The following is a 21245-nucleotide window of genomic DNA, read 5'->3' as shown; positions in this document are numbered from 1 at the left end:
TGACTAACTGATGCCATGCCCTGGACCGCGCGCGGCCAAGGCATGCCGGACTACTCTTACATGCTTACCACATGATCACGCGCTGCTCGGGCGGCAGATACATCGGATCGCCCGGCTTGATGTCGAAGGCCTGATAGAAGCCCGGCTGGTTCATCACCGTGCCCTTGGCGCGGAATTCGCCAGGCGAATGCGGGTCGCTCTTGATCTGGGCGATCGCCGCTTCCGGGCGCAGCTTGGCGCGCCATTTCATCGCAAAGCCGATATACAGGCGCTGCTCGCCGGTCAGGCCGTCCAGCACTGGCGACGGCTTGCCTTGCAGCGAGCGCTGATACGCCTGGTAGGTGATCGACAGGCCAGAGTTGTCGCCGATGTTTTCACCCAGGGTCAGCTCGCCGTTGATGAAGTAGCCCGGCACCGGGCTGTAGGCGCCGTATTGTTTGACCAGACCCGCTGCACGCGCCTTGAAGGCGGTACGGTCTTCCGCGGTCCACCAGTTACGCAGGCGGCCCTTGGCGTCGTACTGGCTGCCGGAGTCGTCGAAGGCGTGGCTGATCTCATGGCCGAACGTGATGCCGAGCAGGCCGTAGTTGACCGCGTCTTCAGCCTTCACGTTGAAGAACGGCGGCTGCAGGATCGCGGCCGGTATCGTGATCGCGTTCAGCGATGGGCTGTAGCTGGCGTTGACGGTTTGCGGCGTCATCGACCATTCATCACGGTCGACGGTCTTGCCCAGCTTCTCGAGATTGCGCTGGCGGCTCCAGGCGCGCGATGCGCGCACGTTGGCGATCAGGTCATTCTTCTGGGTTTTCATGGCGCTGTAGTCGCGCCATTTTTCCGGGTAGGCGATGTTCGGCTTCAAGGCCGCTAGCTTGAGCTGCGCTTCCTTCTTGGTCTCAGGGCCCATCCAGTCCAGCTTCTCGATGCCGTCCTTGAACGAGGCCACGAAGTTGTTAAACATGGCCATCACGCGCGGCTTGGTTTCGGCCGGCAGATACTTTTCCACATACAGCTTGCCGACCGCGTCGCCCAGGGCGCCATCGGTAAAGCGCAAGGCCAGCTGCCACTGCGGTTCGCTTTGCGGTACGCCGCGCAGCACCGTGCCTTCGAAGGCGAAGCGTTCCTTGACGGCGGCGTCGTTCAGATAGGACGCATAGCTTTCGATGATGCGCCAGTTGAAATAGCTCTTCCACGAATCCAGCGGCACATTGGCCACGGTCTCGGAGAAGCCGCCGAAGAAGCTCGGCTGACGCACCACGGCCGACGATTCTTTCGGCGCCAGGCCGGCGGCGGTGAAGTAAGCCTTCCAGTCGAAGGCCGGCGCCAGCGTGGCGAATTTGTCGAACTCGACGCGGTTGTAGGATTTGACCGGGTCGCGCATCTGCACGCGGGTCCATTGCGCGGAGGCCAGCCGGGTCTCGATGTCGATGACCTGGGCGGCGTGGGCGACCGCGTCCTTGTCGCCGCTCATGGTCAGCATGGTCTCGATATGCTGCTGGTATTTGGCGCGCACGGCCTTGAGCTTGGCGTCGTCGTCCTTGAGGTAGTAGTCGCGGTCAGGCAGGCCCAGGCCGGACTGGCTGATGCTGACGGTGTAGTGCTCGGGATCCTGCGCGTCGGCCGCAATGAAGGCCGAGAACGGCGTCTGGATGCCGTTGCGTTGCAGGTAGGCGAACAGCGCCGGCAAGTCCTTCTTGTCCTTGATGGCGGCCACGTGGGCCAGGTCGGCCTTCAATGGCTTGAAGCCGGCCGCATTGCGCGCCTTGTCGTTCATGTAGCTGGTGTACAGGTCGGCGATCTTGTGGGCGTCGCTGCCTGGCTTGCCGGGATTCTTCAGCGTGGCGTCGATCACGGCGCGCAGCTGGCCTTGCGCGGTTTCGCGCAATTCGATGTAGGTGCCCCAGGTCGATTTGTCGGCCGGGATCTCGGTGTTGCGGGTCCAGACGCCGTTGACGTAGCCGTAGAAGTCATCCTGCGGACGTACCGCCGGGTCCAGGGTTTTCAGGTCGATGCCGGATACCGGCGCGGCGGTCTGGGCGTACAGCGACGGGGTGGAGCAGACGAGCAGGGCGCAGCAGGCGGCGCTGATCAGTGAACGATTCACGAGGAGTCCTTTAATTTTGATTGGTGCATGCCGGAGTAGCGGTGGTGACCCAGCATGCGAAGCAAGATTATACCCGTCGAAAAGTTGCCGCAATGCAGCAAATGGGCGGCCGGCCGGACGCCGCATTTTTCCTACTCGGCGTCGTGGCAGACCACGCAGAGTTTGTTCCCCTCCGGGTCGCGGAAGTAGGCGCCGTAGTAGTTGGCGTGATAGTGGGGCCGCAACGCCGGCGCGCCTTCGCATACGCCGCCATGCGCCAGCGCGGAGGCGTGGGCGCGGTCGACCGCTGCGCGGGTCGGCGCCATCAGGGCCACCATCTGGCCGTTGCCGCAGGCTGCCGGCTGACCGTCGTACGGCTTCCCGATAATGAACAAGGGCCGCGCGCCTTCGGCCGGCTGCCACGCAGCCCACGGCTTGGCGGCGTCGCTGAAGCGCAGGCGCGTGCCCAGCTCCGTCATCATCGCGTTGTAGAAGGCGAACGCCGGTTCGAACTCGTTAATCCCCACATAAATATGCGATAGCATCGGTTTCCTCGATTAAGTGAGTATATCGTCAACATTTCGGGGTATAGTGTACGCGGAGACTTAAACAAATGGGGAAACACCATGGAACTGACGTCCGTCGCACCGCCGCAGCTGCGCAGCCTCGCCGATTTGCCTGGACCGAAAAGCCGGCCGCTGCTGGGCAATGTCCGCGATATCAATCGCCGCCCATTGCACCAGGTGCTGGAGGACTGGGGCCGCGAGTTCGGCACCATGTACAAATTCCGCATCATGAACAAGGAGCTCATCGCCACTTCGGACCGTGAACTGATCGCCAGCCTGCTGCGCGACCGGCCCGACGCGATGCGCCGATCCAGCCGCACGGCCGAGATGCTGAACGAGGTCGGCACGCGCGGCCTGTTCACGGCGGAGGGCGAGGACTGGCGCCGCCAGCGCAAGCTGGTGATGCGGGCGCTGACGCCGGAGGTGATCCATAATTTCTTCCCCACGCTGACGGCGCTGACCGAACGCCTGCGCCTGCGCTGGGACGCGGCCCTCGCCGCCGGAAAACCAGTCGACGTGCTGCGCGACCTGAAGGCCTACACGCTGGACGTGACCATCGGCCTGGCGATGGGCCAGGACATCAACACGCTGGAGCTGGAGGAGCATCCGCTGCAGCGCGACATCGAATTCCTGTTCAAGCTGGTGGCCAAGCGTTTGACGTCGCCGTTTGCCTACTGGCGCATCGCTATGCTGAAGCGCGCCGACGACCGCGAGGCCATCGCCGCCGCCGCGCGCATCCAGCGCGCCATCTTCGGCTTCATCGCCGAGGCCCGCAAGCGCATCGAGGCCAATCCGGCCTTGCGGCAGAAGCCCTCCAATATGCTGGAGGCGTTGATCGTCGCCCGCGACGAGCCGGATTCAGGCCTGACCGACGAGGCGGTGGTCGGCAATGCGATCACCATGGTGTTCGCCGGCGAGGACACGACGTCGAACACGACGGCCTGGCTGATCGATTTTCTGTCGACCCATCCGCAGGCCGCGCGCAGCATGGCGGCGGAGACGGAACAGGTCCTCGGCGCCAAGAACGTGCTGGACGACTATCATCTGCTGGACCGCCTGAAATACATCGATGCCGCCACCCGCGAGGCGATGCGCCTGAAACCGGTGGCGCCCTTCATGGCGGCGCAGCCGAACGACGACGCGGTGGTGGGCGACCTGCTGGTGCCGGCCGGTACCGTGATCTTCCTGCTGCTGCGGCAGGCGTCCGAGCGCGATTGCGACCTGGCGCAGCCGGAAAGCTTCCAGCCGGAGCGCTGGCTGGAAGGCGCCCACGGCAACGGCGACGATCCCGCGCGCAAGCTGTTCCCCTTTGGCGGCGGGCCGCGTTTCTGTCCCGGCCGTTATCTGGCGATGGCCGAGATCAAGATGGCGATGTCCATGCTGGTCAAGAATTTTGCAATCGAGCGCGTGCCGGGCGCGGCGCCGGTCGAGGAGCGCTTCACCTTCACGATGACGCCGAGCGCATTGCCGGTGCGACTGGTCAAAAAAACATGATAGTCTAGAGGCGCATCTTAAAAAAAGGGAGAAATCATGCTGAAGAAGATCGCCATGGGTGTCGTCATTCTGGTATTGGTCGTGCTGGGCCTGGCCGCAATGCAGCCTGACAGTTTCCGCGTGCAGCGCACCATCGCCATCAAGGCGCCGGCGGAGAAGATCCTGCCGCTGATTAGCGATTTCCACAACTGGACATCATGGTCTCCCTGGGAGAAGCTGGACCCGGCCATGAAGCGCACCTTCAGCGGCGCGCCCAAGGACCAGGGCGCCATCTATGCGTGGGAAGGCGACGACAAGGTCGGCGCCGGACGCATGGAGATCACCGGCCAGGCACCCACCAAGGTGGACATCAAGCTCGATTTCCTCAAGCCGTTCGAATCGCACTGCCAGACCGAGTTCGTATTGGAAACCAAGGGCGAACTGACCACCGTCAGCTGGACCATGTCCGGCCCGAGCGACTTCATGACCAAGTTGATGGGCCTTGCGGTGAGTATGGACACCATGATCGGCAAGGACTTCGAAGCCGGCCTGGCGAACATGAAGGCGGTGGCTGAAAAATAGCATGAGCGGAGGCGGGCCATGAACATGCGTCTGAGGCGGGCGGTGGCGATGCTGGCGATACCGGCTGTCCTGATGGCGCCGGCCGGCGCCGCGCCCGTGCTGCGCCAGAGCCATCCCGTGATCGGCACCTGGCGGATCACCATGCCGGATGGCTCCTGCAGCGAGACCTATCGCATCCGCGCCGACGGCACCACGCTGGTGTTCAGCAACGAGGAGGTGGCCGAGTCCACCTTCGCCATCAGCGACCAGCCGGACAAGCAGGGCTTCTACAAGGAAGTCGACACCATCGTCAAGGACAACGGCAAGCGCGATTGCCTCGGCGATGTGACCGAGGTCGGGCGCGCCGTCACCAGCTATCTGTTGTTCCACCCCAGCGGCGATATGTTCCTGATGTGCGTGGAGCGGCGCACGGACAAGTGCATCGGCCCGTTCGTGCGGGTCAAGGGCAACGCGATCTAACTGCGGTATGCACCGGGATTGACGCCCGCCCATTCCTTGAAGGCGTGGTTAAAGGCGCTCTGCTCCTGGTACCCCAGCAGGAAGGCGATATCCACCAGGCTCAGTTCCGACTGGCGCAGATAGTCCTTGGCCAGCGCGAAGCGGGCCTGGTCCAGTATCTGCTGGAAGGTCGCGCCGGCGTCGCTCAACTTGCGTTGCAGCGTGCGCGGCGACAGTTTCAGTTCTTCGGCGATGGACGCCAGCCGCACCTGGCCGTGTGCGAGGTTGCGGACGATGGCCGCGTGCACCTGCTGGGCGATCGAGTTGTCGGTCTGGGCGCGCTGGCGCAGCAGCTGCTCGGCGTGCTGCTGCAGCACCGGGTAGAGGCTGACGTCGGCATTCGGCACCGGGAAGGCCAGCAGGGCGGCGTCGAAGCTGGCGACGTTGGCCGGCCCGCCGAAGCTGGGCATGGCGCCCAGCACGCGCAGATATTCGTCGCGGGCTTCGGCGGCGCCACCGTCGTGCATCAGCGCCAGCTGCGCGGCCGGCAGCGTGATCCCGGCCAGCCAGTTGCCGAACACGCGGATGCCGGCGAAGACGCTGTCGGCCAGGTGGCGCTGGGCCGGGCCGTAGTTGCTGTGCCAGGTGTAGTGGGCCACGCCGTCCGCCACGGTCAGCGTGGAGCGGCCCAGGTCGTGCGCCAGCTGCTCGTAGCGCATGGTCTGCTCGAAGGCCTGGCCGAAGTCGCGGCAGCTGAGCAGGATCAGGCCATACACGCTGTAGGTGCCCAGCTTGACCCGTTCGCCCACGTGCAGGCCGAAATGCGGATCGGCGGCCAGCCCGGCGCCGATGTCGAGCAGGCGTACGTAGTCGTCGGCGGGCAGCGAGTCGGGCAGCGGTTGCAGGGCGCCTGCCGCCATGCCGGCGGCGCGTTCCAGTGCCGCAGCCGTGACGCCGCGCGCCGCCGCCGCTTCGAGCAGGGGCTGCAGGTAGGAGCCGGCCACGCGGCGCGACAGGTCAGCGGGCGTACTTGGCATGATCGAACAAGGCGAGTGTCATAAAAGCGCAATACCAGGTTGGTTCGTTATCTTATTCTGTTGTCATTCAAACTCGGTGCGCGCCAGTATAGCAAGCGCTCCGCTACGCAGACAGGAAAACAATGAGACGCTGGAACGGTTGGGGTGACGATACGATAGAGTTTGCGCTGAACGAGGATGCGCTGGGATTTCTGGCGCAGCGCGTCGGCGCCGGCAAGCCGGTGGCGGATGCGGCGTTCGAGCAGGCCTGCGCGCGGATCGCGCCATCGCGGCTGCCGCCGCATGCGTTGATCGATGGATTGATCGATGGGTTGATTGATACTTCGGCCGAGGTCCGCTTGCGCAATGCGCTGGGCCAGAGCCTGCCGGACTGGCTGCGCCTGCGCTATGGCGTGATCGAGACGGCGCCGGACGGCGTGGCCTATCCGGAGAGCGCCGAGCAGGTGCGGGCGTTGATCGATTATGCGCAGCAGTTCGGTGTGGCGCTGATACCGCAGGGCGGTGGCACCAGCGTGGCCGGACACCTGACCGCGCCGGCTGGCGCGCAGCCGGTGCTGACGGTGAACCTGACGCGCTTGCGGCAGATGTATTACCTGGATACGGAATCGCAGCTGGCGACCTTCGGCGCCGGCGTGTTCGGGCCGGACCTGGAGGCGCAGTTGCGTGCACGCGGCTACACGCTGGGCCACTTCCCGCAGTCGTTCGAGTATTCGACGCTGGGCGGCTGGGTGGTGACGCGGTCTTCCGGCCAGCAGTCGCTGCGCTATGGCCGCATCGAGCAGATGTTCAAGGGCGGCAAGGTGGAGACGCCGGCCGGCACGCTGGATATTCCAACCTTCCCGGCATCGGCGGCGGGTACGGATCTGCGCGAGATGGTGCTGGGTTCGGAGGGCCGGCTGGGCATCCTGACCGAGGCCACGGTGCGCGTGACGCCGCTGCCGGAATACGAGGCCTTCCACGCGGTGTTCTTCCCGAGCTGGGAAGCGGCGGAGACGGCGGTGCGGCAGGTGGTGCAGGCGGGATTGTCGCTGTCGATGCTGCGCTTGTCGAATCCGCTGGAGACCACCACCATGCTGGCGCTGGCCGGCCACAAGAAGCTGATCGGCGCGCTGGAAGGCTATCTGTCGTTGCGCGGCTGCAAGGACGGCAAGTGCATGCTGATGATAGGCGTGAGCGGTCGCAAGGCCGCAGCCAAGGCGGCGCTGGGCGATGCACTGGCGCTGACGGCGTCGCACGGCGGCGTGCACATCGGCCGCAAGATGGGCGACAAGTGGAAGCAGAACCGCTTTCGCAATGTCTACCTGCGCAACGCGGCCTGGCAGCATGGCTATGCGATCGATACGGTGGAGACCGCGGTCGATTGGCCGCGCGTCGGCACGATGATGCGGGCGCTGGAAGCTGCCGCCACCGGAGCGCTGGCGCAGCATGGCGAGAAGGTACACGCTTATACCCACTTGTCGCATCTGTATGCGCAGGGAGCGAGCGTCTATTCGACCTTTGTGTACCGGCTGGCCGGCGACTATGAGCAGGACCTGGCGCGCTGGCGCACGCTCAAGCATGCGGTCAGCATGGCGATCGTGGAAAACGGCGGCACCATCAGCCATCAGCACGGCGTGGGCAGCGACCACGCTCCGTACCTGGTGGCGGAGAAGGGCGAGTTGGGCCTGTCGGCGATGCGGGCCTTGTTTGCGCACTTCGATCCGCAGCAGATCATGAATCCCGGGAAGCTGCTGCCATGACGGCGCTGTGGCGCAGCGGCGGGCGTTCCGGCTTGGCGGAGATGCTGGGGCGCGAGTGGGATTTGATCGTGATCGGCGGCGGCATCACCGGCGCGGGGATTTTGCTGGAGGCTTCGCGGCGCGGCTTGAAGGCGCTGCTGGTGGAGCAACGGGATTTTGCCTGGGGTACGTCGAGCCGCTCGTCCAAGCTGGTGCACGGCGGCTTGCGATATCTGAAGGAAGGCCAGTTCGCGCTGACGCGCGAGTCGGTGCAGGAGCGGGAGCATTTGCTGCAGCAGGCGGCCGGGCTGGTGGAGCCGCAGAGTTTTGCGTTCGGCGAGTTTGAGGGCCGCAAGCCAGGCAAGCGCATGTTCCTGCTTGGGCTGGCGATCTACGACCGTATGGCGGGCCAGAAGGCGCGCCATTATTTCGGCCGGGACGAGTTCGAGGCGCTGGCGCCGAACGTGTCGACCAAGGACCTGAAGGGCGGCATGGTCTACACCGACGCCAAGACGGACGATGCGCGGCTGGTCATGCGCGTGCTGCAGGAGGCGCAGCAGCATGGTGGTGTCGCCGTCAATTACATGGCGGTGGAATCGCTGCTGCGGGAGGATGGCGGCGTGCGCGGCGTGTGCGGGACGCGGCTGCGCGATGGGCTGAGCGGCGCGCAGCATGATGTGCGCGCGCGGCTGGTCATCAGCGCGACCGGCGCCTGGGCCGACGGCTTGCGCTTGCAGGGCGATGCGGCGGCGCGCGGCGCCAAGCCTCGCCTGCGGCCTTTGCGTGGCAGCCATCTGGTGCTGCCCGCCTGGCGCTTGCCGCTGGCGCAGGCGATCAGTTTGATGCATCCGCAGGACGGCCGGCCGGTGTTCGCCTTTCCGTGGGAAGGCGTGACGCTGGTCGGCACGACGGATGTCGACCACAAGGGCGACCTTTCGCACGAGGCGGCGATCACGCGCGCCGAAGTTGATTACCTGATGGCGGCCTTGCACGACCAGTTCCCGCATTTGGGCTTGCAGGAGAGCGACGTGATTGCCAGCTATGCGGGCGTGCGTCCCGTGATCGACAGCGGCAAGGCCGATCCGTCGAAGGAAGGGCGCGATCATGCGCTGTGGCTGGAGGATGGGCTGTTGACCGTCACCGGCGGCAAGCTGACCACCTTCCGCGTGATCGCGCTGGATGCGCTCAAGCTGGCGGCCACCTTGCTGCCGGACTGGCGCGACAAGCTGGAGCCGCAACCGGTCTTCGGCGTTGCGCCAGCGGCGGGACGCGGCGCGGCGATGGCGCGCACCTTGCCCTACCAACGCCACTTGCCGGCGGGCCAGGCGCAGCGCCTGCAAGGGCGCTACGGCGCGCTGGCGCGGGAGCTGATCGCGGCAGCGCAGCCGGGCGAACTGTCGCTGATCGCGGGCACGGAGACCATCTGGGCGCAGCTGCGCTGGGCGGCCCGTTGCGAGTCGGTGCAGAAGCTGGAAGACCTGCTGCTGCGCCGTAGCCGCATCGGCATCCAGCTGCGCGGCGGCGGCGTCGAGATCCTCGGCCGCATACGCGCCATCTGCCAGCCGGAATTGGGCTGGAGCGACGAACGCTGGGATGTCGAGCAGGCTGCCTATCTGGCATTATGGAATACCCACTACAGTTTGCCCGCATAGAGAGCGACATGGCCGATCAATACCTTCTTTCCATCGACAACGGCACGCAAAGTGTGCGCGCGCTGCTGTTCGATTTGAACGGCAACCTGGCCGCCAAGGCGCAGGTGCATTTGCAGGCTTACTTCTCCGATCATCCCGGCTGGGCGGAGCACGATGCCGACGGCTACTGGAAGGCGGTCTGCAAGGCGTGCCAGCAGTTGTGGGCTTCGACCGATATCCCGCGTTCCGCCGTCAAGGGCGTAGCGGTGACGACGCAGCGCGGCACGGTGGTCAACCTGGACCGCGACGGCAAGGTGCTGCGGCCGGCGATCACCTGGCTGGACCAGCGCCGCGTGGGCAAGCAGAAGCCGTTGAGTTTTTTGTGGCGCACCGCGTTCAAGCTGGCGCGCGTTTCCGGCACCATCGAGTACTTCCGCCGCGAGGCCGAAATCAACTGGATCGCCGAGCATCAGCCGGAGATTTGGGCCAGCACCGACAAGTACCTGCTGCTATCGGGCTTCCTCAATTTCCGCTTGTGCGGGCGGCATATCGATTCCGTCGGCTCACAGGTGGCGTATCTGCCGTTCGACTACAAGCGCCACAAATGGGCCGGCGCGCGCGACTGGAAATGGGAGGCGCTGGCCATCAAGCCGGAGATGCTGCCGGAGCTGGTGGCGCCGGGCACGGTGATCGGCGCGATCACCGCCGCCGCCGCCGAGGCGACCGGTATCCCGGAAGGCACGCCGCTGGTGGCGGCAGCCGCCGACAAGGCCTGCGAGGTGATCGGCGCCGGCGCGCTGGAGCCGCACATCGCCTGCCTGAGTTACGGCACCACGGCGACCATCAACACCACCACCAAAAAATACGTCGAGGTTACGCCGTTGATACCGCCTTATCCGGCGGCCGTTCCAGGCGCCTACAGCACGGAGGTGCAGATCTTCCGCGGCTACTGGATGGTGAACTGGTTCAAGGAGCAGTTCGGGCACTTCGAGCAGATGGCCGGCTTGGAGCAGGGCAGGTCGCCGGAGGCGATGTTCGATTTGTTGGTGAACGAGGTGCCGCCCGGTTCGATGGGGCTGATGCTGCAACCCTACTGGAGCCCCGGCATCAAGACGCCGGGTCCGGAGGCCAAGGGGGCGATGATCGGTTTCGGCGACGTCCACACGCGCGCCCATATGTACCGGGCGATCCTCGAAGGCCTGGCCTACGCGCTGCGCGAAGGGAAGGAACGGATCGAGAAGCGCAGCGGCGTGCCGGTGACGGAGTTGCGCGTGGCCGGCGGTGGCTCGCAGAGCGACGCGGCGATGCAGCTGACGGCCGATATCTTCGGCCTGCCGGCGGCGCGCGCGCATGTGTACGAGACGTCGGGGCTGGGCGCGGCCATCGCGGTGGCCGCGGGACTGGGGCTGCACAAGGACTTTGACAGCGCCACGCACGCGATGACGCGGCCGGGCCGCGTGTTCCATCCTATCGAGGCGAACCGGCAGATCTACGACAAGCTGTATCGGCGCGTGTACCTGAACATGTACAAGCAATTGCAGCCGATGTACCAGGAGATCGCCGACATCACGGGCTATCCCGAGCAGCTCTGAAATCAGCTTATGGCATAATATATTTTCGATAATATTATGCTTGCCATATCATGCGGATGCCCGTCTTACTTGCCACGATGCTGCTCGCCGCCGGCCCGGCCGTCAATGCCGTCGGTCTTGATGAAACGCTGTTGGGTTGTTGGCGCAGCCAGCAGGTGCAGGTGACGCTCGCGGACCAGTCGCGCAATGACCAGAATGGTGATTGCGTGTCTGAATACGATGCGGAATTGGTGCGCTCGCGCTGCTACGGCGCATCCGGCCAGACCGAGACCTTGTCGGCCTACCAGCGCATTGGCCAGGACACGCTGCGCGTGACGCTGCTCGATCCATCGACGCGTGCGGCCAAAGGCGCGCCGGCGGAGATTCGATATCGCATCGAAGACGAATGGCTGTTGTTCGAGCGGCAGTTTCCCGCTGGCGGGAGCGGGGCCAGGCAGCCGCGCAATTTGAAGTCGGTCTCGGTGCGGGTCCGGCCCGACGCCACCAGTCACACTTTGAATTGCGCACCGCGCGGCGAGAGCAAACTGCGAACAGGCCGCGCGCCAGTCAGCTCGCTGGCGCTTACGCTGCCACCCGGTTGGGAGCCATTGCTGATCGACCCATCTGCCAACGAGGCGCTGCGTTCGGCCGTCAACACCAGTCTTTTTATTGGCGCGTTTGTTCCGGCCGGTACTGCCGAATCGCAGTCGAAGCCAGTCCAGATGGTGCTCGTCCTCGACGACGTGCGCTATGGACCGAGTCCCATCCGGCCGAAGGATTTTGGCGCGGTCAAGCGGCGCTTCGCCTCCGAACTGGGCGCCGCCAAGCTGACCTGCGACGAGCCGGACAGGGTGTGCGCATTGCTGCGCGGAGCCGCCGGCAACGAGACCTACACCGAACTACTCAACGTGAACGGACGCGTCGCGATGGTGATCAGTTCCATGGCGCGCGCACAAGATGACGCCATGCCGGCGCTGCGCAGTTCTGCCCAGGTCTTCATAGCGCGGCTGCGGGCCGACAATGCCAACTGATACATTGTGAAATCACAGATTCCGCGACCTTATGACTAGCAAAAACTCTTCGCGTTTCGAGACGCTCGGGCAATGGCACGATTTCTGGGCCTCGCTGTTGCTGTCAGCGCCGGACAACTTCCGGGAATATGACACGCAGCAGAGCAAGTTCGTGCGCGTCGCCAACCAAAGGGATGCGCTGCTGGCTGGGTTCGATACATTGCGGTCAGGGCTCTATTTCGCGGAGCGCAAGGTTAAAGACGACGGCCTGATGCGAATTATCCGCGAGCTCATTGAAATGGCGTTCGAGGCCTACTGCGCGGGCGAGGGGAAGATCGGCGCTCATACCTTGCAGGAATGCGAGGGGATGATCTGGACGGGACGCCAGTTCCCGCCGAAATATGCAGTGGAGGCCGAGCGGCGCGCTTTCGGGGAAGTAAAACGTTACGCGGGCGTGAAAATTTCTCCTTATCCTTTTGAAGGAACGAGAGATGATCTCGGTAGTGTTCAGCGAGACTTGCTCGATGTGGCCGAGAAACGGTGTCACCAATTCTTCATGGAAAAGAAGGCATTCAAATACTTTGCGTACGTCCAGCAAAACGACTCGGTGATTGCCGAGGTATCCGCACCTTCGAGAAAGAAACTGCTGCAAATTTTGACTGAGCGCGCCGCCAGCCAGGACATTGAAGGGGCGGTTGTTGCCGAGCTCGTAGTGAGCGCAGTTAGTGGACTCATTGTGTTCAAGCTTCACCAGCGCGGGTATCCAACAGTCGAGGCGATTTCGAAGACCAGCAACTGGGCGTATAACGGCCTGCGTTTCCATTTAAACGATCCCACCATCTTCCCTGACGATGCCAGGCAGGGCCGGATCAGCGCATCACCAGCGCCTTGACCGCCTCCATCGCGGCGCTGCCGGTGGTGGTGGCCTGCACCTGGTTGCGGCCGCCTTCCTTGGCCACGTACATGGCGCGGTCGGCGGCGACGAACAGCGATTCGGTGTTGTCCAGCTGGTGCGGGGTGATGGTGGCCACGCCGATGCTCACCGTCAGCCAGGCCGAGGTGGTCGAGCGCGGATGCGGGATTTGCAGCGATTCGACGTGGGCGCGGATCGATTCGGCCAGCAGGTAGGCCGAGTCGCCGTCGGTTTCGGCGAACAGCAGCACGAATTCCTCGCCGCCGTAGCGCGCCGCCAGGTCGGTCGGGCGCAGCGCGTGCGAGGCGATCGCCTGCGCCACCTGCTGCAGGCAGGCGTCGCCGGCCGGGTGGCCCAGGGTGTCGTTGTACAGCTTGAAGTGGTCGACGTCCAGCACCACCAGCGACAAGGGCTGGGCGCTGCGCATGGCGCGTTGCCATTCCTTCTCGAGGAAGCTGTCGAAGTGGCGGCGGTTGGCGATCTTGGTCAGCGGGTCGACCATGGCGGCCCGTTGCAGCGCGTCTTCCGACTGCTTGTGGTGGGTGATATCGTGCAGCAGGCCGATGAACAGCGGCTGGCGCAAATACATCGGCGTCAGGGTCAGGTCCATGCACACCGAGCTGCCGTTGCGGTGGCGGATGATCACTTCGCGCGTGCCGTGGCTGTGCGCCGTCTCGGGCGCGGCGGCGTAGCGGTCGAAGTAGTCCAGGTATTCCTGCGCCACCAGGGGATTGAGCAGGTCGGCGATGGCGCGGCCGGCCAATTCGTTTTCCTGGTAGCCCAGGTATTTGTCGCAGGCCGGGTTGGTGAACTGGATGCGGCCGTCCGCTTCGATGATCAGCAGGCCCTCGGCCATGTTGTTGACGATGGTGCGCAGGCGCTCGGCCTGTTCTTCCTGGGTCTCGCTCTTGCTGCGGATGTGCAGCTGGGTGCGCACGCGGGCGCACACTTCGGCCATGCGCAGCGGCTTGCTGATGTAGTCGACCGCGCCGATGTCGAAGCCGGCCACCACGTCCTCGGTCTCGGTGCGGGCGCTCATGAAGATGACCGGGATGCGCTGGGTGGCGGCGTGGCTTTTCAGTTGGCGGCAGGTCTCGAAACCGTCCATGCCGGGCATCATGACGTCGAGCAGGATCAGGTCGGGATGGACCCGGCGGGCGATCTTCAACGCCCGCTCGCCGGAGGTGGCGACGAAGGTCTGGTAGCCCTGCTGGACCATCAGCTTGCGCAGTGCGCTCAGGTTCTCCGGCGCGTCGTCCACTATGAGTATCGCGGCATCGCGCCGCGTGGCAAGGATGGGATGGGGAACTGGGTTGAACAAGGGGAGGCCTGATTTGAAAGTGACTATCCGTTCAAATCATAACGCGTCGGCCCGGCGCCGGGTGAAAAAAAATCCGTGCTTTTTTGAGGATTTCTTCGGAAGTGACGGCGATGCGACACCAGCATGGCATTGGCTTACTTATTGTTGATGGGATGTTACTGCTTTGGCGGGTTTTCGTTACTTTTGGTGATAAAGCTGTGGGCGGCGAGCGCCGCCCACGGAAGGTACGACGACTTAGATCTTGGCGGCGATCAGCTTGCCCAGGATCTCGATGCCGGTGCGGATGCGGTCCGGCGCCACGGTGACGAAGGACAGGCGCAGCGTGTTGGTTTCCGGTTCGTTGGCGTAGAACGGCGAACCCGGCACGAAGGCGACCTTCTGGGCGATGGCTTCGTCCAGCAGTTTCATGGCGTCGATGTGCTTAGGCAGCGTGACCCAGATGAACATGCCGCCTTCCGGCTTGGTCCACTCGACGCCGGCCGGGAAGTGCTGGGCCATGGCGTCCAGCATGACCTGGCACTGGTCGCCGTACAGCGTGCGGATTTTCGGGATGTGGCGGCCCAGGAAGCCGTCCTTGATCACTTCGTGCACGACCATCTGGGTCAGCTGCGAGGTGTGCAGGTCGGCGGCCTGCTTGGCCAGCTCCAGGCGGCGCACCAGCGGCAGCGGGGCGACCACGTAGCCCAGGCGGATGCCGGGGGTCAGCACCTTGGAGAAGGAGCCCATGTAGATCACGCCGTCCGGGTTCATCGCCACCATCTTCGGCAGCGGGTCGCCTTTGTAGCTCAGGGCGCCGTACGGGTCATCCTCGATCAGCGGCAGGCCGAGGCGGGCGCAGGTTTCCACCAGCTCCAGGCGGCGCTCGACGGACAGGGTGCGGCCGGTCGGGTTCTGGAAGTTCGGCAGCGCGTACAGCAGGCGCGCGCCCTGGGCGACGGCGTCCAGCGACGACGGCACCAGGCCGTGTTCGTCGGTTGCGACCGATTTGAATTCAGGACGGTAGACCGAGAACGCCTGCAGCGCGCCCAGGTAGGACGGCGTCTCGACCAGCACGCGGCTGCCTTCGTCGATCAGCACTTTGCCCAGCAGGTCCAGCGCTTGCTGGGAGCCGGAGGTCATCAGCACCTGTTCCGGCACGATCTTGGCGCCGTTGGTCGACAGCGAATCGGCGATCCACTGGCGCAGCGGCAGGTAGCCGTCGGTCGGGCCGTATTGCAGGGCGACCTTGCCGTTTTCGCTCAGCACCTTGTCGAAGGCTGCCTTCATTTCGTCGATCGGGAAGGTCAGCGGCGATGGCAGGCCGCCGGCGAAGGAGATGATCTCCGGCTGCTGGGTGATCTTCAGGATCTCGCGGATGAAGGACGATTGCAGCTGGTCGGCGCGTTCGGAGAAGCGCCACTGGATCGGATTAGGGTTTTCGATTTTCATACATGTCTCACTAGAGGATGCCGGCGCTGCCGGCTATTCAACAAGCTCGCTTGTGGCGTGCTTCTATAAAAGGAACGACTCCGGATAAGGAGCCGCCCGCTTACGCGACTTCCGCGATCAGTTCGATTTCGACGCAGGCGCCAAGCGGGATTTGTGCGACACCAAAGGCCGAGCGGGCGTGCTTGCCGGCTTCGCCGAAGACTTCGCCCAGCAGCTCGGAGGCGCCGTTGGTGACCAGGTGCTGTTCGGTGTAGTCGGCCGTGGAGTTCACCAGGCTCATGACCTTGACGATGCGCTTGACGCGGGTCAGGTCGCCGCCGACGGCCGCCTGCAGCGTGCCCATCAGGTCGACGGCGATGGCGCGCGCGGCGGCCTTGCCTTCGGCGGTATCGATATTCTTGCCCAACTGGCCGACCCACACGCTGCCGTCGGCGCGCTTGGCGATATGACCCGACAGGAACACCAGGTTGCCGGTTTGGGCGTACATGACGTAGGCGGCGGCCGGGGTGGCGGGTGCTGCCAGGGTGATATCGAGCGCTTTCAGTTTTTCGTAGACAGACATGTGGTTATCCAAAGAGTAATTAAGGGAATGCGTTGAGCTAAGACCGATATTGTACGTCAGCGGCAGGGCGTGCCCACAAACGCGGCAAAATCAAGATAGTCTACGGTTTTAGCCTCGTTTTACCTGCATTTTGCGGCCGGCACCCACCACGGCGATGACGGCGATTGCAAAAACTACAGTGGGCCACTCCAGCGCCTCGCCCAAAACCACGGCTGCGCCGAGCAGCGACAGGAAGGGCTGGACCAGCTGCACCTGGCCGACCCGGGCCACGCCGCCCAGCGCCATGCCGCGGTACCAGAAGAAGAATCCGATGAACATCGAGAACACCGAGACGTAGGCGAAGCCGGTCCAGGCGGCGGCGCCGGCGGCGGCCAGCTGCGGGCTTTCCTGCCAGCACAGCCAGCCCACCAGCGGCAGCAGCAGCGGCGCCGACAGCACCAGCGCCCAGCAGATGGTGTGCTGGCCGCCCAGGGTTTGCGACAGGCGGCCGCCGGCGGCGTAGCCCATGGCGGCCAGCAGCACGGCCAGGAAGATCGCCAGGTCGGCCAGGTGCAGGCTGCCGCCGCTCTGGCCCAGCGCAAAGCCGACCACCAGCGCCGAGCCCACACTGGCCATGATCCAGAAGCCGGCCGACGGCTTTTCGCCGGCCAGCAGGGCGCCGAAGACGGCGGTGGCCAGCGGCAGGATGCCGACCAGCACGGCGCCGTGGGCGGCCGGCAGGCTGCGCATGGCGATCGAGGTCAGCCAGGGGAAGCCGATGATGCAGCCGACGGCCACCGTCGCCAGCGGCAGCAGGGCGGAGCGCGGCGGCAGCGGCGCGCGCTTCCAGGCCAGCCAGCCGCCGGCCAGTACGGCGGCCACCAGCGCGCGGCCGAGGGCGACGAAGGTGGGGGACAGGCCGGCGCCGTGGCTGGCCAGCGCGCCGCCGACCGCCAGCCGGGTGAACGGCAAGGTCAGGCTGAAGATGGCGACCGCGACCAGGCCGAGCAGCATGCCGGTGGTTTCGTCGCTCAGCCGATGCCCGCCGTCATGCCCGCGCAGGCGGGTATCCATGCTGAGCGGGCGTTCTATGGATTCCCGCCTGCGCGGGAATGACGCATCTGGGCCGGTGGTCTGGCTTTGCTTGGCTTGGCGCATCGGGTCTCCGTGGCGTTATCAATATGGTTATAAGCGGTATGGATGTATGCTACGTGACAAAACCAGTACAGTGCCAGTACACTTATGCACATAATTTCTCATACTGTGACGGTAAAATGACCAATACACGCTCGCGCACTTCACTTTTGGGCGCCGCCGCGTCGGCTGCGGCGGAGGCGGTGGCCGATGCGCTGGCGGCGGCCGAGGCGCGTTCGGCAGCCAAGGCGGCTGCGGCGCCGGGACCGGCCGTGACGTCGGTGGCCGTCGCGCCATCGAAGGCTGCGAAGACGGGGGCGATGGTGGGACTGCTGTCGCGCGAGTCGGGCGAGACGCTGATCGACCAGATCGTGCGCTCGGTGACGGCGCGCATCGACGACCGCCTGCTGCGCGGCGGCGCGCGCATGCCGTCGATCCGCGCGTTCGCGGCGGCGCACTCGGTGTCGGCGTTCACCGTGGTGGCGTCGTACGACAAGCTGGTGGCCTCGGGCTACCTGGAGTCGCGCCGGGGCGCGGGCTTCTTCGTGCGCGAACCGGCGGCGATGGAGCTGAATCTGGCGGAGCGGCGTCCGGGCGCGCGGCGCCGCTCGGCCGAGGGCGAGCGCGAACACCCCGGCGCCAAGCCGATCGACGTGGTCTGGCTGGTGCGGAATATGTTCCGCCAGATGCCGTACGGGCAGATGCCCGGCACCGGCGTGCTGCCGCCCGACTGGCTGGACGGCGCGGCCATCGCCAATGCGCTGCGTTCGGTCAGCCGGCAGCATCCCAATCTGCTGGTCAGCTACGGCGTGCCGCAGGGCTTCCTGCCGCTGCGCCAGCAGTTGCAGCTGAAGTTCGCCGAGCTGGAGATCGCCGCCGCGCCGGAGCAGATCGTCACCACGGCCGGCGTGACGCAGGGGCTGGACCTGGTGGCGCGCGAGTTCACTCGGCCGGGCGACACCATCTTCGTCGACGATCCGGCCTGGTTCCTGATGTTCGGCTCCTTCGCGGCGCTGGGCGCCAAGGTGGTGGGCATTCCGCGCCTGGCCGACGGCCCGGACATCGCGCAACTGGCGGAGCTGGCGGCGCTGCACAAGCCCAAGCTGTACATCATCAATTCGGTGCTGCACAACCCCAGTTCGACCTCGCTGTCGGCGGCCAAGGCCTTCCAGGTGCTGCGGCTGGCGGAGGAGCACGATTTCATCCTCGTCGAGGACGACATCTATTGCGACCTGCATCCGGGCAGCGCGGTGCAGCCGGCCACGCGGCTGGCGGCGCTGGACCAGCTGCAAAGGGTGGTCTACCTGGGCGGCTTTTCGAAGACCATGGCGGCCAATCTGCGGGTGGGCTATATCGCGGCGTCGCCGGAACGGGCCGAGCGCCTGGCCGACCGCAAGATGCTGACCATGCTGACCACCAGCGATATCGGCGAGCGGGTGGTGTACAAGGTGCTGTCGGAGGGCCTGTTCCGCAAGCATACGGACCGGGTGCGCGCGCGGCTGGACACGATCCGCGCCAAGACCATCCGCCAGATGGAGCGGGTGGGGCTGAAGGTGGACGTGGCCTCGCCGGCCGGGATGTTCGTGTGGGCCGATGCCGGCTGCGACACCAATGTGCTGACCGAAAAGGCGATGGCCCACAACATGCTGCTGGCGCCGGGCAGCCTGTTCTCGCCCAAGCAGCTGCCGTCGACCCGCATGCGGCTGAACGTGGCGGCGATGCAGGAGCCGGCGGTGTGGCGTTTCCTCGAAAGAGAATTGGGCCGCTCTTGAAAACCCTCTTATAATCCCCACTTTCGTCAAACCCTTGCATCAACCACAAGACTATTAGAGGCTTTTAAAATGGCAGACAACGACAAGCAAACCCTGGGCTTCCAGGCCGAAGTGAAACAGCTGTTGCAGCTGATGATCCACTCGCTGTACTCGAACAAAGAGATTTTCCTGCGCGAGCTGATTTCGAACGCGTCCGACGCGTCCGACAAGCTGCGCTTCGAAGCGATCAACAACGACGCCCTTTACGGCAACGACCATGAACTGAAGATCAAGGTCTCGTTCGACAAGGCCGCGCGCACCATCACCATTTCCGACAACGGCATCGGCATGAGCCGGGACGAGGCGATCTCGCACCTGGGCACCATCGCCAAATCGGGCACCAAGGAATTCTTCGGCAAGCTGTCGGGCGACCAGCAGCAGGACGCGGCCCTGATCGGCCAGTTCGGCGTGGGCTTCTACTCGGGCTTCATCGTCGCCGACAAGATCACCGTTGAAACCCGCCGCGCCGGCGCGGACGCCGCCGATGGCGTGCGCTGGGAATCGGCCGGCGAGGGCGACTACTCGATCGAGCAGATCGAGAAGACCGGCCGCGGCACCGACATCATCCTGCACCTGCGCGAAGGCGAGGACGAGCTGCTGTCGTCGTGGAAGATCAAGTCCATCATCCGCAAGTACTCCGACCATATCTCGCTGCCCATCGTGATGGCGAAGGAAGAGTGGGACGAGGAGAAGAAGGAAACCGTCGTCAAGGACGAGCTGGAAACCATCAACCAGGCCAGCGCGCTGTGGGCCCGCAACAAGTCGGACATCACGCCGGAGCAGTACGAGGAATTCTACAAGCACGTGTCGCACGACTTCCAGGCGCCGCTGACGCATACGCACAACCGCGTCGAAGGCCGCAGCGAGTACACGCAGCTGCTGTACATTCCGGCCAAGGCGCCGTTCGACCTGTGGGACCGCAACAAGCGCGGCGGCATCAAGCTGTACGTCAAGCGCGTGTTCATCATGGACGATGCCGAGCAGCTGATGCCGGCCTACCTGCGCATGGTCAAGGGCGTGATCGATTCGGCCGACCTGCCGCTGAACGTGTCGCGCGAGATCCTGCAGGAGTCGCGCGATGTGAAGGTGATCCGCGACGGCTCGACCAAGCGCGTGATCGGCATGCTGGAAGAACTGGCGAACGCCGATGAGCAGGAGAAGAAGGACAAGTACGTCACCTTCTGGAAGGAATTCGGCCAGGTGCTGAAAGAGGGCATCGGCGAGGACGCGACCAACAAGGACCGTCTGGCCAAGCTGCTGCGCTTCGCCTCGACCGCCAACGACAACGACGAACAGAGCGTCTCGCTGGAGCAGTACCTGGCGCGCCAGAAGGAAGGCCAGGACAAGATCTACTACGTCACGGCCGATAACTACGTCGCCGCCAAGAACTCGCCGCACCTGGAGATCTTCCGCAAAAAGGGCGTGGAAGTGCTGCTGCTGACCGACCGCGTGGACGAGTGGATGCTGTCCTTCCTGACCGAGTTCGAAGGCAAGGAGCTGGTGTCGGTGGCCAAGGGCGGCCTGGATCTGGGCGCGCTGGAAGACGAAGCCGAGAAGAAGGAACACGAAGAGACCGAGACCTCGTACAAGGATTTGGTCGGCAAGATGAAGGAAGCCCTGACGGACAAGGCCAAGGACGTGCGCGTGACGTTCCGCCTGACCGATTCGCCGGCCTGCCTGGTGGCGGACGAGCATGAGCTGTCGGGCAACCTGCTGCGCATGCTGAAGGCCGCCGGCCAGAGCGCGCCGGAGTCCAAGCCTATCCTGGAAATCAACCCGAACCACCCGCTGGTGACGCGCCTGAAGTACGAAGAGGCGGGCAGCGCCTTCAGCGACTGGGCCAACATCCTGTTCGACCAGGCTTTGCTGGCCGAAGGCGGTTCGCTGAGCGATCCGGCCACCTTCGTCAAGCGCCTGAATGAAATGCTGTTGAGCGGCGCAAGCAAGTAAGCACGCAAGTAACACTATCAGGTAGGACCCGTCCCGGAAGT

General features: G+C 64.8%; 17 protein-coding genes. 10 read left to right on the top strand and 7 right to left on the bottom strand.

Annotation, left to right across the window (positions count from 1 at the left end):
- Window positions 1-64: 64 nt before the first annotated feature.
- Window positions 65-2101 carry a M13 family metallopeptidase gene (locus tag V6M89_RS20160; protein WP_332854840.1) on the bottom strand — a complete coding sequence of 679 codons (2037 nt, stop codon included), beginning with the start codon at window positions 2099-2101 and terminating at the stop codon, window positions 65-67.
- A 131-nt stretch (window positions 2102-2232) separates the two neighbouring features.
- Window positions 2233-2625: a VOC family protein gene (locus V6M89_RS20155; RefSeq protein ID WP_332854839.1), complete on the bottom strand. Its 393-nt coding sequence runs from the start codon at window positions 2623-2625 to the stop codon at window positions 2233-2235.
- Between the two features lie 81 nt (window positions 2626-2706).
- Between V6M89_RS20155 and V6M89_RS20150 the strand changes: the two genes are divergently transcribed.
- Genes V6M89_RS20150 through V6M89_RS20140 form a run of 3 tightly spaced genes read left to right on the top strand, consistent with a single transcriptional unit; the run spans window position 2707 to window position 5160 of the window.
- Window positions 2707-4140 (top strand): cytochrome P450, encoded by a 1434-nt coding sequence (locus tag V6M89_RS20150; protein ID WP_332854838.1) that lies wholly within the window; start codon window positions 2707-2709, stop codon window positions 4138-4140.
- A gap of 36 nt (window positions 4141-4176) precedes the next feature.
- Window positions 4177-4701 (top strand): SRPBCC family protein, encoded by a 525-nt coding sequence (locus V6M89_RS20145; RefSeq protein WP_332854837.1) that lies wholly within the window; start codon window positions 4177-4179, stop codon window positions 4699-4701.
- An 18-nt stretch (window positions 4702-4719) separates the two neighbouring features.
- Complete coding sequence (locus V6M89_RS20140) at window positions 4720-5160, top strand: hypothetical protein (RefSeq protein WP_332854836.1); 441 nt, start codon at window positions 4720-4722, stop codon at window positions 5158-5160.
- Here V6M89_RS20140 and V6M89_RS20135 read toward each other — a convergent pair.
- On the bottom strand, window positions 5157-6176 hold the full coding sequence (locus tag V6M89_RS20135) for an AraC family transcriptional regulator (RefSeq protein ID WP_332854835.1): 1020 nt from the start codon (window positions 6174-6176) through the stop codon (window positions 5157-5159). The two genes, V6M89_RS20140 and V6M89_RS20135, sit on opposite strands and share 4 nt — an antisense overlap.
- Before the next feature lie 122 nt (window positions 6177-6298).
- Between V6M89_RS20135 and V6M89_RS20130 the strand changes: the two genes are divergently transcribed.
- From V6M89_RS20130 to V6M89_RS20110, 5 genes are read left to right on the top strand one after another with little or no spacing between them, the layout of a single operon-like run.
- Window positions 6299-7915 (top strand): FAD-binding oxidoreductase, encoded by a 1617-nt coding sequence (locus tag V6M89_RS20130; protein ID WP_332854834.1) that lies wholly within the window; start codon window positions 6299-6301, stop codon window positions 7913-7915.
- A complete protein-coding gene (locus tag V6M89_RS20125; protein WP_332854833.1) occupies window positions 7912-9546 on the top strand; it encodes a glycerol-3-phosphate dehydrogenase/oxidase in 1635 nt (544 codons plus the stop codon). Before V6M89_RS20130 ends, V6M89_RS20125 begins: the two co-directional genes overlap by 4 nt.
- Window positions 9547-9554: 8 nt before the next feature.
- A complete protein-coding gene (locus V6M89_RS20120) occupies window positions 9555-11117 on the top strand; it encodes an FGGY-family carbohydrate kinase (protein ID WP_332854832.1) in 1563 nt (520 codons plus the stop codon).
- A 50-nt stretch (window positions 11118-11167) separates the two neighbouring features.
- The gene (locus tag V6M89_RS20115; RefSeq protein WP_332854831.1) at window positions 11168-12127 is read left to right on the top strand and encodes a hypothetical protein; all 960 of its coding nucleotides are present in this window, start codon (window positions 11168-11170) and stop codon (window positions 12125-12127) included.
- Between the two features lie 31 nt (window positions 12128-12158).
- Window positions 12159-12998 carry a hypothetical protein gene (locus V6M89_RS20110; RefSeq protein ID WP_332854830.1) on the top strand — a complete coding sequence of 280 codons (840 nt, stop codon included), beginning with the start codon at window positions 12159-12161 and terminating at the stop codon, window positions 12996-12998.
- Here V6M89_RS20110 and V6M89_RS20105 read toward each other — a convergent pair.
- The 4 genes from V6M89_RS20105 to V6M89_RS20090 all read right to left on the bottom strand — a co-directional run bounded on the left by V6M89_RS20105 (window position 12976) and on the right by V6M89_RS20090 (window position 17383).
- Window positions 12976-14340, bottom strand: coding sequence for a diguanylate cyclase domain-containing protein (locus V6M89_RS20105; protein ID WP_332854829.1), 1365 nt, complete (start codon window positions 14338-14340; stop codon window positions 12976-12978). The genes V6M89_RS20110 and V6M89_RS20105 overlap by 23 nt on opposite strands.
- A 234-nt stretch (window positions 14341-14574) precedes the next feature.
- Window positions 14575-15768, bottom strand: a complete 1194-nt coding sequence (locus tag V6M89_RS20100) for an aminotransferase-like domain-containing protein (protein ID WP_020702267.1) — start codon at window positions 15766-15768, stop codon at window positions 14575-14577.
- Window positions 15769-15868: 100 nt separating this feature from the next.
- Window positions 15869-16330, bottom strand: a complete 462-nt coding sequence (locus V6M89_RS20095) for a RidA family protein (protein ID WP_116988153.1) — start codon at window positions 16328-16330, stop codon at window positions 15869-15871.
- A gap of 108 nt (window positions 16331-16438) precedes the next feature.
- A complete protein-coding gene (locus V6M89_RS20090) occupies window positions 16439-17383 on the bottom strand; it encodes a DMT family transporter (RefSeq protein ID WP_332854828.1) in 945 nt (314 codons plus the stop codon).
- Window positions 17384-17583: 200 nt separating this feature from the next.
- Here V6M89_RS20090 and V6M89_RS20085 point away from each other — a divergent pair, with 200 nt between their 5' ends.
- Together V6M89_RS20085 and htpG are read left to right on the top strand one after the other, a co-directional pair.
- On the top strand, window positions 17584-19215 hold the full coding sequence (locus tag V6M89_RS20085) for an aminotransferase-like domain-containing protein (RefSeq protein WP_332854827.1): 1632 nt from the start codon (window positions 17584-17586) through the stop codon (window positions 19213-19215).
- A gap of 69 nt (window positions 19216-19284) precedes the next feature.
- On the top strand, window positions 19285-21204 hold the full coding sequence (gene htpG / locus V6M89_RS20080; protein ID WP_332854826.1) for a molecular chaperone HtpG: 1920 nt from the start codon (window positions 19285-19287) through the stop codon (window positions 21202-21204).
- Window positions 21205-21245: the final 41 nt, after the last annotated feature.

This window comes from Duganella sp. S19_KUP01_CR8 (genome assembly GCF_036688705.1).
GTDB lineage: Bacteria > Pseudomonadota > Gammaproteobacteria > Burkholderiales > Burkholderiaceae_D > Rugamonas.
Note: the sequence above shows the minus strand (reverse complement) of the source record. Positions and strands in the feature narration are given on the sequence as shown.

Excerpts from the sequence above, each read along its gene's own strand:
- V6M89_RS20155 (WP_332854839.1), bottom strand. The coding sequence starts at position 2,625 with ATGCTATCGCATATTTATGTGGGGATTAACGAGTTCGAACCGGCGTTC.
- V6M89_RS20150 (WP_332854838.1), top strand. The coding sequence starts at position 2,707 with ATGGAACTGACGTCCGTCGCACCGCCGCAGCTGCGCAGCCTCGCCGAT.
- V6M89_RS20145 (WP_332854837.1), top strand. The coding sequence starts at position 4,177 with ATGCTGAAGAAGATCGCCATGGGTGTCGTCATTCTGGTATTGGTCGTG.
- V6M89_RS20140 (WP_332854836.1), top strand. The coding sequence starts at position 4,720 with ATGAACATGCGTCTGAGGCGGGCGGTGGCGATGCTGGCGATACCGGCT.
- V6M89_RS20135 (WP_332854835.1), bottom strand. The coding sequence starts at position 6,176 with ATGCCAAGTACGCCCGCTGACCTGTCGCGCCGCGTGGCCGGCTCCTAC.
- V6M89_RS20130 (WP_332854834.1), top strand. The coding sequence starts at position 6,299 with ATGAGACGCTGGAACGGTTGGGGTGACGATACGATAGAGTTTGCGCTG.
- V6M89_RS20125 (WP_332854833.1), top strand. The coding sequence starts at position 7,912 with ATGACGGCGCTGTGGCGCAGCGGCGGGCGTTCCGGCTTGGCGGAGATG.
- V6M89_RS20120 (WP_332854832.1), top strand. The coding sequence starts at position 9,555 with ATGGCCGATCAATACCTTCTTTCCATCGACAACGGCACGCAAAGTGTG.
- V6M89_RS20115 (WP_332854831.1), top strand. The coding sequence starts at position 11,168 with ATGCGGATGCCCGTCTTACTTGCCACGATGCTGCTCGCCGCCGGCCCG.
- V6M89_RS20110 (WP_332854830.1), top strand. The coding sequence starts at position 12,159 with ATGACTAGCAAAAACTCTTCGCGTTTCGAGACGCTCGGGCAATGGCAC.
- V6M89_RS20100 (WP_020702267.1), bottom strand. The coding sequence starts at position 15,768 with ATGAAAATCGAAAACCCTAATCCGATCCAGTGGCGCTTCTCCGAACGC.
- V6M89_RS20095 (WP_116988153.1), bottom strand. The coding sequence starts at position 16,330 with ATGTCTGTCTACGAAAAACTGAAAGCGCTCGATATCACCCTGGCAGCA.
- V6M89_RS20090 (WP_332854828.1), bottom strand. The coding sequence starts at position 17,383 with ATGGATACCCGCCTGCGCGGGCATGACGGCGGGCATCGGCTGAGCGAC.
- V6M89_RS20085 (WP_332854827.1), top strand. The coding sequence starts at position 17,584 with ATGACCAATACACGCTCGCGCACTTCACTTTTGGGCGCCGCCGCGTCG.
- htpG (WP_332854826.1), top strand. The coding sequence starts at position 19,285 with ATGGCAGACAACGACAAGCAAACCCTGGGCTTCCAGGCCGAAGTGAAA.